We start from the raw sequence: 16,862 nt of genomic DNA on the forward strand, positions 1-16,862 counted from the left end.
AATAAAAATAATGGAGAATAAGATAGTAAAGGTTTTTCTCCTGCATTTTGCAGGAGGAAGCTCGTACTCGTTTGATTTTTTGAGACCATTTTTGCCTAATTGTTTTGAATTTATTCCTTTAGAACTACCAGGAAGGGGAAAAAGAATTGGAGAAGAGTTAATCAAAAATAAAGAGGTAGCTATAGAGGATTATGTGAAACAAATTAAGCTTTTACACGAAGGTGTACCGTTTATAATTTTTGGTCACAGTATGGGAGCAGATTTAGGTTTTTATGTAACAAAAGAATTAGAAAAAAGTTTCCTGTTTCCTGAATATTTATTTGTATCAGGGAACCCTGGTCCTCAAAAAGAAGCTCATGATTTGAAAAATCAAAAATCAAAAAAAACTCGATATAAATTAAGTGATGATGATTTAAAAGAAGAGTTAAGAAAAATAGGAGGAATGCCAGAGGAAGTCCTTCAAGATGACGATATTTTTGATTTTTTTAAACCCATTATTAGAGCAGACTTTCAAGTTCTAGAAGATGAAAATACACTATCAAAAGATATAGTGATTAAAAGCCCTATACATGCTTTCATGGGAGATGAAGAGGAACACGCGTCCAGAATTGATAACTGGAAAAATCATACATTATCAAGTTTTAATAGCTCTTTGTTTAAAGGGAATCATTTTTTTATATATGATTATCCAGAAAACATTTCAGTAATTATTAAAAAAGCTTTAAGTAACGTTCTTATTAGCAGCTAGTAACTTAGATTATAGATTTAAGTATAATCAATCACCATCTACTAAAAACCATAGTTATTTCTCTATAACTTTCTTCAAAAAAAATGTAGGAAACTACAGTTTACTTGGAACTTTCTTGTTTAAAAAATTGTTAAAAAAACATAAAAGATTCAAGGAAGAGACATCAAAATAAATAAACGGAATTATAAAATCACTTAAGTGGTATAGTATCACGTATCACTTTTTTTAACTAAAAATTAAAAAAAATAGAATGTTAAAACTTAAACCAAAAAATATCATTTTTTTGATATTATATGCTTTGCCTAATACAATATTAAGCTTTGGAATTGTATATATAATAAACAATGTATTAGCAGGAAAAGAAGATTTTCTACATGATTACATGGGGATTGTTTTCCTATCTCTTGTAATTTATACTTACCTATTAAATGTGGTATATCAAAAATGGCTAAACAAATTTTCCTTCAATTTACTTTATGCTAATGAAAAGAAAGTTTTTGATCATATAATAAAAGCGCCTTTACTCAAATTAGAAAAGTTTGGATCAAAACGCTTTTTTACTGTTGTTGAAGACTTAAGAACATTTGCAATGCTACCTTACACAATAACTCATACAATCAATTCATTATTAATGCTGGTATTGTGTTTAGTTTATATGTTCACACTATCTATAGTTTCAGCATTAATAGTTATTGGATTAATTATTGTTGTGGCAGCTTGTTATTTTATAGTAATGAACTCAATGTCTAAAAAAGTAGCTGCTTTAAGAGAATATAATGAACATTATTATCAATATGTTGATGATGTAATGAAAGGATTTAAAGAACTTAAACTAAGTTTTTTTAGAAGAAAAAACTTAATGAATAGATTTTTAATCCCAAATAGAAATGAAGCTAGAGATTTAGATTTTCGAATTAATTACATCTTTTTGTCTATTAACCTAATAAGCCAATATGGGCTATATTTTGTAATAGCAGCTATTTTGTTTGTGCTCCCTGAGTTTGAATTATTAAAAAGAGATGATGTAATTTCATATGTTGTTATAATCTTATTTATATCAGGACCTATAAATAACTTAATCAATTTGCAGCAAATGTATACACGCTTTTTAGTTGCTAATTCAAGAATTAAAAAGTTTATGCAAGATTTTGCTGTAGTGAAAAAGGATGAAAACAACATTCAAATAATGCCAGATAATGATTTTAAATCTGTAAAGTTTAATGATATCTCATTTTCTTATAATGATGAAAAAAGTGACTCAACATTTTCTTTAGGTCCCATTAATATGGAAATAAATAAAGGAGAAACTATATTTATTGTAGGAGGTAATGGTTCAGGTAAAAGTACATTTATAAATGTTTTAACAGGATTGTATAACTCAACAGAAGGAGAAATATATTTGAATGACTCTAAAGAGTTAGGAGGAAAAGAAAAATTACAAAATATGATAGCGGCTGTTTTTACAGATAATCATATTTTTTCACATAATTACGAGGATTATGAGATAGAGAATAATGAGGAGTATCTTAGTTTGTTAGAAACAATGAAGTTAGATAAAGTCATTGAAGATGATAAAGATGCGTCAGCTAGAAGGCAGTTCTCAAAAGGACAGAGTAAAAGAATGTCTTTAATATTTGCTATCCTAGAAAAAAAGCCAATTTTAGTTCTTGATGAATGGGCTGCCGATCAAGATCCTCATTTTAGAAAATTCTTTTACGAAGAGTTAATTCCAAGGTTAAAAGATTCTGGAAAAACAATCATTGCTGTTACACACGATGATGCATATTTTCAACAAGCTGATAGAATTATTAAGTTTGATTATGGAAAAATAGTGAAAGACGTTACAGTCAATAAAGAAGCTATGTTGACAGAAAATCTCTGGGCTTAATAAAGCATTATTTGCCAAGAAATATCACATTAATTTATCACAACTTATTTCTAAATTAAAAATGAAATTGACACTTCCACAACAAGATGTCTATTTTGAGCAATTGTTATATACAAATGACCCTATATATAACATAGGAGCTAAAATAGTCATTGACGGACCAATTATATATGAGATTTTAAATGGAGCATATAAAGGGCTTATAAATCAACATGATGCTTTTAGGACTAGAATTTTTGCTAATGAAGATCAAGTATCTTTTGAAATACAAGAAGGTTTTGAAGAAGATTTGAAGTTTCTTGATTTTTCCTATATGGTGAATGCAAATGAAGAAGCTATTAGTTATATGGATAATTCATTTGCAATAAGTTTTGATTTAACAAAAAATGAATTATTACATGAGTTTGTTTTAATTAAAGTTTCAGATACATTTTATTATTTGTTTTCAAAGTATCATCACATAATTACTGATGGTTGGGGAACATCTTTAATGTTTCAAAGACTGGTTAAAAATTATAATGAGCTATTAGATAGTAACCAGCTTCTTTCAAGTTACCCATATTCATATACAAATTTTGTAAGTGATGATAGATTATATGAAAATTCTGAAGACTTTAAAAAAGACGAAAGTTATTGGATAGATAGATTTAAAACATTACCCAAGCGTTTTTTAGAAAAAAATAAAATAAATAAAGGATTGAATGAGAGTAAGAGACAGGATTTATATATAAAAAGGGAAACATATTCGAAATTAGAAAAGATAGCAAAATCTAATAATTGTTCTACTTTCCATGTAATCTTAGGGGTGTTTTATCTTTATTTTTCAAAGAAGCATGAAATAAATGATTTTGCAATTGGATTGCCAGTATTGAATAGAGGAAAATCTATGTTTAAAAAAACAGTTGGACTTTTTATGGGAGTTTCAGCTCTAAGAATGAAGATAGATTCAGAATTTACGTTTGAAGAATTAATAAAAGAAATTAAATCTCAACTTAGAAAAGATTATAGGCATCAGCGCTTTCCAATGGGGAAAATAGTTCAAAAACTAAAGGCTTTTGAAGAAAAGGATAGGATATATAATGTAACACTATCGTATGAAAAACAAAATTATTCAGATCATTTTAGAAATACTAGTACTCGTGTTATTCCAATGACTCATAAATCTGAACGCGTTGCTTTGGCAGTGTACATAAGAGAGTTTGATAAGGATGAAGATGTTAAGGTTGATTTTGATTATAATTTAAACTATTTCGACAATTATACAGTATCTCAGGTAGTAAAACATTTTGAAAAGCTGATTTATGAAGTAATCAAATATCCAAATAGTAAGTTGAATACTTTTAATTTTCTAACTAATGAAGAGGAAGAGTTACTAGACTCTTTTAATCAAACTGATTTTGAGTATCCTAAAAAGGAAACGTTTTTGTCAATAGTAAAAGAAAGAGCCAAAGAAAAACCTGATAAAATAGCTATTAGAGACGAGTATAACTCATACTCGTTTGAAGATTTAGAATATTTATCCGATGCAATAGCAGAATCTATAACTAAACTAAATATAGAAAAATCACCTATAGCTGTTTTAATGCCTAGGTCAGCAAAAATGCTAGTAACGTTTTTAGGTGTTTTGAAATCAGGGAATTCCTACATTCCATTAGATCCAGAGTTTCCAGAAAAAAGATTAAATTATATTTTGGAACATAGTGGTGCATCTTATGTTTTAGGAACTAAAGAAACAAAAAAGGAAAACTTAACGCATAGTCATTTTTTAGATGTAGAAGAGTTTTTCATAAAAGAGAATAGTTTTAAAGTTTCTAAATCAAGTAAAATAATTGCTCCAAATGAGACTGCCTATATTATATATACTTCTGGATCAACAGGTAACCCTAAAGGAGTAGAAATAAGCCATAAGTCACTTTTAAATTTCTTAATTAGTATTAGAAATAATCAAAATTTTACCTCAGAGGATGTCCTTTTTTCAGTAACAACCCAGTCTTTTGATATTTCAATTTTAGAGTTTTATGCGCCATTAATAAGTGGTGCCTCTGTTTATATAGCTAATAAAAGAGTGCTTAACGAACCAAAAATCTTAAAAGAAAAGATAAAAGAGGTAGGCACAACATTAATTCAAGGCACCCCTAGTTTCTATCAATTTTTACTTAATTCTGGATGGCAGGGCAATAAAAGTATAAAGGCGTTATGTGGAGGGGATTTACTAAGTAATAAATTAACGAGTAAATTATTAGAAAACTTTTCTGAGGTTTGGAATATGTATGGGCCAACAGAAACAACGATATGGTCAAGTGCAAAAAAAATAGAAAAAGAAGATGATGCAAATAATATTGGTAAACCAATAAACAATACAAAATTCTTTATTTTAAATAAAAACTTAGAAAGAGTTTCAATTGGTGTTTTAGGATCAATATATATAGGAGGAGATGGTTTAGCAAAAGGTTATTATAAAAACAAAGAGCTAAGTAAAAAGAAGTTTATTATAAGTCCTTTTAATGCAAAAGAGAGAATCTATGAGACTGGAGATATGGGTAAGTGGAATAAAGAAGGAGAAATATTTTTCCATGGAAGAAATGATTTTCAAGTTAAGGTTAGAGGCTATCGTATAGAAACAGGAGAGATAGAATGTAAATTAAACGAGTTAGAAAAAATAGATTCATCTGTTGTTTTAGCTAAAGAATTAGAGAATCAAGAATCATATCTAATTGCTTTTGTATCATTAAAAAGAGGAGTTACATTAGATACAAAAACGATAAAAGAGAAATTAAGAGAAACTCTACCAGAATATATGATTCCTTCTATGATATTGAAAGTGGATGAGTTTCCTTTAACACCAAATAATAAAGTAGATAGAAAAAAATTACTGAGCTTAGAAGTAAATCATAAAATTATAAAAGAGGAAATTGGTATTGAAACTGAAATGACCAATAAATTAAATGAGTACTTCAGGTTAGTGTTAGGGTTGAAAAGAAAAATTAGTTTACAAGAAAACTTTTTTTCTCTAGGAGGGCATTCTATCAATGCTGTCAGGTTGTCTAGTATTATTGAAAAAGAGCTTAATGTGAATGTTAGTTTGAAAGATATTTTCAATAATTCTACTATTCAAAAGTTGTCTTTATTTATAGAAAATCAAAAAGAAGGTAAAGCAAATAAGATTCCTCTTACTGAAGAAAAAGACAATTACCCATTAACTTTTCCTCAATATAGCATATGGTTAGCGTCTCAAAATGAAGCAATATCTAAGGCGTATAATATGAATGCTGTATATGAGATTTTTGGAGATATAAATAAGTCTGCTTTGGAGTCTTCACTCAAGAAGTTAATTGAAAAATATGAAATACTCCGAACTAATTTTATTGAGATAAATGGAGAGCCAAGACAAAAAATAAATTTAGAAAAAGAATTTCATCTCGAAGAAAAAAAAATAATAGAAGAAGAGATTAACGACTTTATATTGGATTATGTAAATAGAGAATTTAAATTTGAGAAAGATGTCTTAATTCGTGGGGTAATCTTAAATACTTCCGCTAGAAAGTACTTTATATTTTCTGGGCACCATTTAATATTAGATGGATGGTCTATGGAAGTTTTAATAAAAGAGATATTAACAAATTATAAATCTAATCTGGTAGGGGCAAATTCTAATCAAGAAAAACTACCTATTCAATTTAAAGATTATAGTGTTTGGCAAGAGAATATAAAAAAGAAAAATATAGAAAAGAGAGAAAATTATTGGAAGGAATATTTGAACGGTTACTCTTGGAAATCAATAATTCCCCAAAAGAATGGAATTCAAAGTGGTTTGAATAAAGCCGATGAGTTTAGTTTTAAAATTGATTTAGAACAAAAAATAATAATAAGTGATTATTTAAAAGAACAAGAACTAACATTACACTCTTTTTTAGTTGGAGCATTCAATATACTTCTTTATAAATTATATAATCATACAGATGTGTGTATTGGAGTAGTAAACTCAGGAAGAGGAAAAGCTGAGTTAAATAATCAGTTAGGTATGTTTGTAAAGACATTGCCACAAAGGACAAGAATTGATGAGAAAAAAAGTATAAATAATTTTTTAAAGGAAATACAGTATGATTTATTGAAAGAAGATGATTACCAAAATTTACCTGAAATTATTTATAAAGATTTAAATTTTGAGGTTTTAATAGCTATACAAGCACCATCGTTTAATTATAGTAGTATAGAAGTTACTTCTGGATTAACTCTTAAAGAATATCAAATTTCATCATCTTATACTAGGGTGCCACTTCTGTTAAATTTTATCCAAAATTCTGAAGGAATTATAGCAACGTTTGAATATAACGAGGCTATTTATGAAAGGAATACAATAGAATTACTAGCATTAAGATATAAAGCGCTTATTGCCAATTTAATTAGTAATACTGACACTATAGTTGATAAGCTAGATGCTTGTCTAGAATTTGAAAAAGAACCAATAATAGATATAGAATTTAATTTTTAATAAAGAAAATGAAATTACAAAGAACAATAATATTAGTAATAGTTTTTAATATTCTTTCTTTTACAATAGTAAATGCTCAAAGCGTAAGAAAAGAAGAAAGAGAATCACCTTTTCCTAATTCAAAATTTTTAGAAGGAGAAAATATTCAATGGGGAAATCTCATAGTACCTGAGAATTGGGAAGTATTAAAAGGAGAGGTTAAAATTGCTTACTCTGTTTTACAAAACAAAAAGAGAAATAATAACTCTGAAGCAGTTGTATTTATACAAGGAGGTCCAGGAGCAAGTGGAACAGAAACCATTTGGCAATGGGTAAATCATCCTATTAGAGAGGATAAAGATATCATCCTTTTTGATATAAGAGGAACAGGACTATCAGAACCAAGACTTTGTCCTGATTTAGGAAAGAAAATACTTGAAATTTTGAGTGAAAATCAAAGTGAAGAAGAGGATGAGAAAGAAAAGATAAACGCAGTAATTTCTTGTAAAACAGCTTTAATAAGCAAAGGAATAGATATATCGTCATACAATAGCTTGTCAGTAGCGAAGGATATGAATGCACTTAAAGCGTCTTTAGGGTATAAAAAATGGTCCGTTTATGGGGTTTCTTATGGTACTCATGTAGCTCAGGTTTACGCTAGTAATTATCCAAATGATGTTGAATCATTAATTTTAGATTCCCCCATTTCTAGTATAAGCAGTTATTACGAGAAAAATACTGATGGTTTTATGAACAGCTTGTTAAAAGTTTTCAAAAAATGCAAAGATGATCCAGCATGTAATTCTAGGTATAACAATATAGAAACCATGTTTTTCGATGTAATAAGAGATTTAGAAACTAATCCAATTACTGTAAAAGTCGATGCTAAGTTTTTAAAATCTGGAAAGTTTACATTTAATTCAGAAGACTTCAAAGTAGTTATACAACAAGCCCTTTATCATAAACAAATGATTGAGATTGTTCCGTTATTAATTTCTCAGTTTAAAGAAAGAAATAAAAAAGCTTTAAGTAACCTAGTTCCTTCTTTCGCAAGTTTGTTAAGCATGGATTATGGCGTTTATTATTGCTTTAGCTGTGAAGAGATTTTACCATTAAATAGTATTTCTAAATTTAATAAAGAATCATATAAATACAAAGGACTCGATGGCGGGGTAGCATTTTATGAATCCGATTTCAAGGTATGTGAAAAATGGGGTGAAATAGAAAAGGATAGCCTTTTTAAGGTGAATAATTCTACCAAAAACCTAAAAATAAATATACCAACAATCATAATTTCTGGAGAGTACGACCCAATAACTCCATCTACTAATGGAAGTGAGTTAAAAGCAAAATTAACAGAATCGAAATTTTTAGAAATTCCCACTTATGGACATTCTGCAAGTTTTACCAAAAAAGGAACTAAATTAGTTAGTGACTTTTTATCTGATAAAGAGATTAAAAGCGATGCAAAACTTTTTTCAGATATAAAACCAGTTTATTTAGTGAATGACATAACTATTAATTCAGGAGTGTTTGAAATGGGAAATAGTTTTAATAATCTAGATCCTGTTTTTTTATCGCCATTGGTAATTGCGCTTATACTAATGGTCTTTTTTATAATTAATTATACTATAAAAATCTTTAAAAAAGAGTATTCAAAAAGAGCAGATAGTATTATTCGCTTTATGGGGGTTTTTACTTCCATAATAGGGATTCTATGCTTTGTTTTATTATTGAAAGGAATGAATGAAACTGCAGCGAATAATTATTTTATTTTAGCTTTTGGGCTGCCAAGTAGTTTTGATTATGTATTCACAGGAATTACTGTTTTTGCCTTTCTTTTGATTCTTTCTTTTGCTTACTATTTTTTAAAATTAAAATCGATAAGAGATAGAAGTATTGTTTTTTCCTTACTGTTTTCAAATCTTTTGTGCATTGTTTATCTAATGTATTGGGGAATAATATAGTTTAATACTAAGAAATAATATTATGAATAACATGATTTTAAAGGAAAGATATAATTCTTTTACTAGAAATAGAATTATAAAAGAAAAAACAGTAAAAACAAATAATGATTTAGTCCCGGAGATTTTTCATAATTATGATGTGCCTATTAGTACATGGCCAGTTCTTTTAGATAAAAGTCAAAAGAAGCTTAAAAAAATAGTAAATGAAAGAAGTATATAATAAAGCGAGCTATAAAAACTCTATTCTAGGAGAGTTTCATGAAGAGTTTACAGAAAACAAAAAAGTGTCTTCTCCAAGACTTAACATAAATGAGATAAACAAAGAAGAAATTCCAGATTTATTTAAAAATTATGATTATGAGGTGTGTTCATGGCCAATTATAATAGATAGTTATAAATCAAGTCTATTAGAAGAATTAACGTTTAAAATTCCAAAATTAATATCTAAAATACCCGAGTTATATTTTAAAAATGATATTAAAAAGATAGCAGACTATTATTATGAAGGAAATCAAATTATGGCCCAATTAGGATTAATCTCTCTCCAGATGAATCCAAACTCAAGTATAAGACTTGATTTGAGTTTGCCAGAAACTGACTTTAAAGTGTTAGAGGTAAATGCGGGCTCTTTATTGGGAGGTTTTGAATTGAGTAGTTTTGAGAGTGTATTAAGAGATTTACATCCTTCATTTTTAAATTTTCCAAGGGAAAAATTTAAGTCTTACAATGTGCAGCAAAAATATTTTCAGTTTTTAATTAATGAAGTCCTTAATTATACTGGAGAAAAGAATGAAGTAAATATTTTTATAGGGCTGACAGATAAAGAAGATTCGGTAAGACAAAATGCAATGAAGTTTATTAACGGTTTAGTGAAAAAAGAATTTACAAAATTTAAAATAAAAGGGAAAGCATTTACGGGAGATGTTTCAGAGCTAAAAAATGAAAATGGAGCTGTAACTTATAGGGGAATCCCAATTCACGGAATAACATTACTAGGAAAGAATATTCCATTAGATAAAACTATATATAGAAGTTTTATACAAAAAAAAGTGTACTTAACAACACATTTTGGATATGCTATTTTAGGAGATAAAAGGAGTCTAGTATTATTAAGAAAACTTGCGTTACAAAATAGCTTTAGCAAAGAAGAAAACGAACTAATTTTAAGAAGTATTCCGTTTACTGAAAGTTTAAGTGAAAAAATAACTGTTTTTAAAGGTAAGGAATATGATGTATTGGAGTTGATTAAAGAGCAAAAAAATAACTTTGTAATAAAAGATGCTGTTGGAGCTCAGGGTGATAATGTTTTTATTGGTGAATTTGAGACGGAGAAAAGTTGGAATGAGATAATTAACTTAGGACTTGAGAAAAACTATATTATTCAAGAATATTGTGCTTCAAAAAACTACTTGGCTCCAAATAAAAATAATTTATGGGTTGATCATAAACTAATTTGGGGGGCGTTTGGTTTTGGCGAAGAATATGGTGGTGTTTGGGGAAGGCTTTCTGAGACAATAAATGATGTTGGTGTGATTAATTCAGCTAAAGGAGCCGTAGAGGCTATTATTTTTGAGTATAACTAAAGGTAAAAGCTCTAAAAACAAAAGAAATAAAAATGACTATAAATAAATCAATTTCAATCTTATCAAGTAAGCATAACTCTTTTATAGAAAGCAAAAGAAAACTAACTGAATCGAGAATAAATACAAATTTAGAAGAAATAGATCCTGTTTTTCGTGAATATGAATACCCTGTTTGTTCTTGGCCTGTTTTAATAGAGCCAGATGATGTTCAGAGTTTAGAAGAAATGTGTTTAAAAATCCCTAAACTGCTATCACAAGTACCTGAATTATATTTTAAAAATGATGTGTCAAGAATAGCACAGTTTTACTATGATAACAATTACATGCTGGCTGAGTTTGGCATGATGTGCTATCAAAAAAAATTGGCGACAAGCTCAAGACTTGATTTGGCGAGAACAAGTAAAGGTTTTAAGATATTAGAAGTAAACATGGGACCTTCATTAGGAGGTTTTCAAGTTCAGAGTTTTGAGAAAGTAATAAGAAGTCTTCACAATAATTTACTTCAAGATAACTCCAACACATACCATTGTAGAAATATTCAAACATCATATTTTAAGTTTTTAGTAGGAGAAATAGTAAAGCAAGTGTCTGAAATTGATAAAGATAGTGAGGTGAATATTTTTGTAGGAATGGACATGATAGGTGAAGACTTAACCATTAATACAATGAATTTTTTTAATAATTTATGGGAAGGTGAACTAAATTCTATTGGTTTAAAAGGAAAAGCAATAACAGGAAACTTAAATGATCTAGAGTATGTAAAAGGAAATATTTTGTATAAAAAAAATAGAATTCATGCCGTAACATTATTAAACAGTGATTTATACTTAAAACCAGAAGTATTTAGAGCTTATGTTTTAAATAACTTATATATAACTTCTCCAATTGATATTCAGATGATAGAAGATAAAAGAAATTTAGCAATTTTGAGAAATTTGGCAGAAGAGGAAAAATTCAAAGATGATGAAAATAAGCTTATTTTGGACTCAATACCTTATACGGAAATAGTAGAAGATAAAAATGTTTTTTATAAAGGTAAAGAGGTAAATCTTCCCCAGTTATTAAAAAATCAAAAAAATAACTTTGTAGTAAAAGACGCTACGGGTTCACAAGGGAAAAATGTTTTTGTAGGAAAGTTTATGAGTGCAAAAGAATGGGAAGAAGCTATAAGCTATGCAGTTAAAAATACAAAGTATATTGTTCAAGAATTTTGTGATTCGATTGATTTTATAGCTCCAAACTTTCAGAACGAATGGAGTAAACATAAACTTATTTGGGGAGCTTTTGGTTTTGGAGATATTTATGGAGGAGTATGGGTTAGAATGTCTGAAGTAAAAACTGATGTTGGGGTAATTAATTCGGCTAAAGGAGCTGTTGAAGCTATAGTTTTAGAAACAGGTGTTTAATTTTTATTTAATTATGTTTAATAAGTGTTCCTGCAATACAATTGTTAATATAAGAGGAAGTGAAATTTTTTATATGTTCAGAAAGTAATATATTCAGTTACAATCATAATAAGCCTTACTAGGAATAGTAAGGCTTTTTTGTTGTTTAATGTTTCCGTTTTGTAATTATCAAACTACCTAAAAACTCAATTATTTCAACATATAAAAATAGTTACTCCCTAGGGGAATTTACCTGATAATAAAGAAGAATAAAAGTAGGGTTTACCAAAATCAATATTTTTTCACTAAATTGTAAGAGGTTAGTATGTTGTAAATCAGTTTGTTTTAGGTGTTTCTTCAAATCTATCGCCTTTTAGCTATGAAGACAGTGCTGATATAATGCCTTTACCTACTCGATAGAACATCAAAATTTAATTTATTAATAAAATTTAATTAAATGGAATAATGATTACAAAGAAGTCCCACCCAAACAAAGAAACTAATGAAAAAAGTAACTACCCTCGTACTCTTAATTTTAAGCGTAGCAATTACTGCACAAGTAGGAATAGGAACCTTAACACCTAATCTATCTGCTCAGTTAGATATTAAGTCAGATACCAAAGGCTTATTAATTCCCAGATTAAATATTGATAATTTAAGTACAGCTTCACCAGTAAGTAGTACGACAATTAATGAAAGCTTATTAGTTTATAATACTAATAATACTTCAGGAAAAGGATTTTATTATTGGAATGGAACGCTATGGGAACAATTAGTAGATATAACCACAGTCTCAAATTTGATTGCTACACAAGCAGATAATCAACAAATAAAAAATTTCTTTTTAAATAGTTCTAACATTCTTACTCTCGAGTTAGAAAATGCAAGTTCCAAGTCAGTTGATTTATCATCTCTTTTAGGAGAAAATGAGTTATTAACGGGTACAGGATCTCCTATTAGTAGCTCTGTAGATCCTGCCACAGGTGCTTTATATGTAGATACTAATTCCGGAGAGGTTTATAGTTCGGATGGTAGCACATGGAGTTCAGTTGTATCGTCAGGAGCTGATGGAAAATCCGCCTATCAAATATGGTTAGATGCCGGAAACAGTGGTACTGAAGCCGACTTTATCACCTCTTTAAAAGGAGATACCGGAGTAACAGGAGCAAACGGAACCGATGGAGCCGATGGAAAATCCGCTTATCAAACATGGTTAGATGCCGGAAACAGCGGAACCGAAGCTGACTTTATTACCTCTTTAAAAGGAGACACCGGAGCAACGGGAGCAAACGGAACTGATGGAGCAGACGGAAAGTCCGCCTATCAAATATGGTTAGATGCTGGAAACAGTGGTACTGAAGCGGACTTTATTACCTCTCTAAAAGGAGATACCGGAGTAACAGGAGCAAACGGAACCGATGGAGTTGATGGAAAATCTGCCTATCAAACATGGCTGGATGCCGGAAACAGTGGTACTGAAGCGGACTTTATTACCTCTCTAAAAGGAGATACCGGAGCAACGGGAGCAAACGGAACCGATGGAGTTGATGGAAAATCTGCCTATCAAACATGGCTTGATGCCGGAAACAGCGGCACCGAAGCTGACTTTATTACTTCTTTAAAAGGAGACACTGGAGCAACAGGAGCCAACGGAGCTAATGGAACAGATGGAAAATCCGCCTATCAAGTTTGGTTAGATGCCGGAAACAGCGGCACCGAAGCTGACTTTATTACTTCTTTAAAAGGAGACACTGGAGCAACAGGAGCCAACGGAGCTAATGGAACAGATGGAAAGTCAGCTTATCAAACGTGGTTGGATGCCGGAAACAGCGGCACCGAAGCCGACTTTATAACTTCTTTAAAAGGAGATACTGGAGCAACAGGAGCCAACGGAGTTAATGGAACAGACGGAAAGTCCGCGTATCAAACATGGTTAGATACCGGAAACAGCGGCACCGAAGCCGATTTTATTACTTCATTAAAAGGAGACACTGGAGCAACAGGGGCTAACGGTATTGATGGAGTTGATGGAAAATCCGCCTATCAAACATGGTTAGATGCCGGAAACAGCGGCACCGAAGCCGATTTTATTACCTCTCTAAAAGGAGATACTGGAGCAACAGGAGCCAACGGTACTGATGGAGTAGATGGAAAATCTGCCTACCAAACATGGCTGGATGCTGGGAACAGTGGAACCGAAGCTGACTTTATCATCTCTTTAAAAGGAGACACCGGAGCAACAGGAGCAAACGGAACCGATGGAGCCGATGGGAAATCTGCCTACCAAGTTTGGTTGGATGCTGGAAACAGTGGCACCGAAGCCGATTTTATCACTTCTTTAAAAGGAGATACTGGAGCAAACGGAACCGATGGAGCCGATGGAAAATCTGTCTATCAAACGTGGTTGGATGCTGGAAACAGTGGCACCGAAGCTGATTTTATCGCTTCTTTAAAAGGAGATACTGGAGCAACAGGAGCCAATGGAACCGATGGAGTTGATGGAAAATCTGCTTATCAAATATGGCTAGATGCTGGAAATAGTGGCACCGAAGCTGATTTTATCGCTTCTTTAAAAGGAGACACTGGAGCAACAGGAGCCAACGGAGCTAATGGAACAGATGGAAAGTCCGCTTATCAAACATGGTTAGATGCCGGAAACAGCGGAACCGAAGCCGATTTTATCACCTCTTTAAAAGGAGATACCGGAGTAACGGGAGCTGCAGGAACCGATGGAGCCGATGGAAAATCTGCCTACCAAACATGGCTGGATGCTGGGAACAGTGGAACCGAAGCTGACTTTATCATCTCTTTAAAAGGAGATACCGGAGCAACAGGAGCCAACGGAACCGATGGAGCAGATGGGAAATCTGTCTATCAAACGTGGTTGGATGCTGGAAACAGTGGCACCGAAGCTGATTTTATCGCTTCTTTAAAAGGAGACACTGGAGCAACAGGAGCCAACGGAGCTAATGGAACAGATGGAAAGTCAGCTTATCAAACATGGTTAGATGCTGGAAACAGCGGAACCGAAGCTGATTTTATCACTTCCTTAAAAGGAGATACTGGAGCTACAGGAACAAACGGAACCAATGGAGCAGATGGTAAATCTGCCTACCAAACATGGTTGGATGCCGGAAACAGCGGCACCGAAGCTGATTTTATCACCTCTTTAAAAGGAGACACCGGAGCAACAGGAGCCAACGGAACCAATGGAGCAGACGGAAAATCCGCCTATCAAGTTTGGTTAGATGCTGGAAACAGTGGTACTGAAGCCGACTTTATCACCTCTTTAAAAGGAGATACCGGAGTAACGGGAGCTAACGGAGCTGATGGAGCAGACGGAAAATCTGCGTATCAAACATGGTTGGATGCAGGAAATAGCGGCACCGAAGCCGATTTTATTACTTCTTTAAAAGGAGACACCGGAGCCGCAGGAACCAATGGTACCGATGGAGCAGACGGAAAGTCAGCGTATCAAACATGGTTAGATGCAGGAAACAGCGGCACCGAAGCCGATTTTATCATTTCTTTAAAAGGAGATACCGGAGCAACAGGAGCCAACGGAACCGATGGAGCAGATGGAAAATCTGCGTATCAAACATGGTTAGATGCTGGAAACAGCGGCACCGAAGCCGACTTTATCACCTCTTTAAAAGGAGATACCGGAGCAACAGGAGCCAACGGAACCGATGGAGCAGATGGGAAATCTGCCTACCAAACATGGTTAGATGCAGGAAACAGTGGAACCGAAGCTGACTTTATCACCTCTTTAAAAGGAGATACCGGAGCAACAGGAGCCAACGGAACCGATGGAGCAGACGGAAAGTCAGCTTATCAAACATGGTTAGATGCTGGAAACAGCGGCACCGAAGCCGACTTTATTACTTCTTTAAAAGGAGATACTGGAGCAACAGGAGCAAACGGAACCGATGGAGCCGATGGAAAATCTGCCTATCAAACGTGGTTGGATGCCGGAAACAGCGGAACTGAAGCTGACTTTATCACCTCTTTAAAAGGAGATACAGGAGCCAACGGAACCGATGGAGCAGACGGAAAGTCAGCTTATCAAACATGGTTAGATGCTGGAAACAGCGGAACTGAAGCTGATTTTATCACCTCTTTAAAAGGAGACACCGGAGCAGCTGGACAGGATGCTACTTTATCAGGAGCGGGAGATCCTAATGGAACAGTTACAGGTGTTGCTGGTCAAGTTTATACGGATACAGCTTCAGGAATATTATATAAGACGAGTGATGGAACAACATGGATTGTTGTAGATTCAGATACTCAAGATCTGAGCTTGAGCGGAAATACCATTAGTTTAGTTAATGGAGGATCTGTTGATATAGGAGCTTCTTCTTTAGCTGGAAATGTTGCAGGCAATAATGTTTTAGCAACAACTAACCAGACAGATATTTCAACTATAAACACTTCTTTAACCAGATTAAATAATATAAGAATTGTTAAAAACCCAACTTCAAGTACAACTATTGATAATACAGATGGTACAGTAATAATAGAGCAAACAGGTCTAATAAATCTTGGGTTAGGTGCAGATATAACTATACCAACACCCGATAGTAGTAATTTAGGAAATAAATTGGTGATTGTAAATAGAGCAGGTAATGGCTTATTAATAGGACTTTCAGTTGCATTAAACTTGAATATTACAGGTGGGGGTACTATAAAAGGAACTGGATTAAGTTCATTAGGTATATCCTTGTTAGGAACTAATTCTTCTATAACAATACAATGTGGTTTTGATGGTACAGACTATTATTGGTATAAAATTGATGGTACTTCTTTATAATAAGCTGATA

8 protein-coding genes are annotated in these 16,862 nt (G+C 32.0%); all 8 read left to right on the forward strand.

Annotation, left to right across the window (positions count from 1 at the left end; genetic code table 11):
- Nucleotides 1-10: 10 nt before the first annotated feature.
- On the forward strand, nucleotides 11-748 hold the full coding sequence (locus D6T69_RS06955; RefSeq protein ID WP_125067056.1) for a thioesterase II family protein: 738 nt from the start codon (nucleotides 11-13) through the stop codon (nucleotides 746-748).
- A gap of 250 nt (nucleotides 749-998) precedes the next feature.
- A complete protein-coding gene (locus tag D6T69_RS06960; RefSeq protein WP_125067057.1) occupies nucleotides 999-2,636 on the forward strand; it encodes a cyclic peptide export ABC transporter in 1,638 nt (545 codons plus the stop codon).
- A gap of 61 nt (nucleotides 2,637-2,697) precedes the next feature.
- Nucleotides 2,698-7,128, forward strand: coding sequence for a non-ribosomal peptide synthetase (locus D6T69_RS06965; RefSeq protein WP_125067058.1), 4,431 nt, complete (start codon nucleotides 2,698-2,700; stop codon nucleotides 7,126-7,128).
- Nucleotides 7,129-7,136: 8 nt separating this feature from the next.
- Nucleotides 7,137-9,074, forward strand: coding sequence for an alpha/beta fold hydrolase (locus tag D6T69_RS06970; RefSeq protein WP_125067059.1), 1,938 nt, complete (start codon nucleotides 7,137-7,139; stop codon nucleotides 9,072-9,074).
- 22 nt (nucleotides 9,075-9,096) lie between these two features.
- Nucleotides 9,097-9,294: a hypothetical protein gene (locus tag D6T69_RS06975; RefSeq protein ID WP_125067060.1), complete on the forward strand. Its 198-nt coding sequence runs from the start codon at nucleotides 9,097-9,099 to the stop codon at nucleotides 9,292-9,294.
- Nucleotides 9,278-10,657 carry a hypothetical protein gene (locus D6T69_RS06980; protein WP_125067061.1) on the forward strand — a complete coding sequence of 460 codons (1,380 nt, stop codon included), beginning with the start codon at nucleotides 9,278-9,280 and terminating at the stop codon, nucleotides 10,655-10,657. The genes D6T69_RS06975 and D6T69_RS06980 overlap by 17 nt, the downstream gene beginning before the upstream one ends.
- A 32-nt stretch (nucleotides 10,658-10,689) precedes the next feature.
- Nucleotides 10,690-12,063, forward strand: a complete 1,374-nt coding sequence (locus D6T69_RS06985; protein WP_125067062.1) for a hypothetical protein — start codon at nucleotides 10,690-10,692, stop codon at nucleotides 12,061-12,063.
- Between the two features lie 481 nt (nucleotides 12,064-12,544).
- Nucleotides 12,545-16,852, forward strand: coding sequence for a beta strand repeat-containing protein (locus tag D6T69_RS06990; protein WP_125067063.1), 4,308 nt, complete (start codon nucleotides 12,545-12,547; stop codon nucleotides 16,850-16,852).
- Nucleotides 16,853-16,862: the final 10 nt, after the last annotated feature.

Origin of the sequence: Tenacibaculum singaporense, from assembly GCF_003867015.1 — a bacterium.
Lineage (GTDB): Bacteria > Bacteroidota > Bacteroidia > Flavobacteriales > Flavobacteriaceae > Polaribacter > Polaribacter singaporensis.

Bases quoted from the DNA above. Each gene is read 5' to 3' on its own strand.
- D6T69_RS06960 (WP_125067057.1), top strand. From the start codon at position 999: ATGTTAAAACTTAAACCAAAAAATATCATTTTTTTGATATTATATGCT.
- D6T69_RS06955 (WP_125067056.1), top strand. From the start codon at position 11: ATGGAGAATAAGATAGTAAAGGTTTTTCTCCTGCATTTTGCAGGAGGA.
- D6T69_RS06985 (WP_125067062.1), top strand. From the start codon at position 10,690: ATGACTATAAATAAATCAATTTCAATCTTATCAAGTAAGCATAACTCT.
- D6T69_RS06990 (WP_125067063.1), top strand. From the start codon at position 12,545: ATGAAAAAAGTAACTACCCTCGTACTCTTAATTTTAAGCGTAGCAATT.
- D6T69_RS06980 (WP_125067061.1), top strand. From the start codon at position 9,278: ATGAAAGAAGTATATAATAAAGCGAGCTATAAAAACTCTATTCTAGGA.
- D6T69_RS06970 (WP_125067059.1), top strand. From the start codon at position 7,137: ATGAAATTACAAAGAACAATAATATTAGTAATAGTTTTTAATATTCTT.
- D6T69_RS06975 (WP_125067060.1), top strand. From the start codon at position 9,097: ATGAATAACATGATTTTAAAGGAAAGATATAATTCTTTTACTAGAAAT.
- D6T69_RS06965 (WP_125067058.1), top strand. From the start codon at position 2,698: ATGAAATTGACACTTCCACAACAAGATGTCTATTTTGAGCAATTGTTA.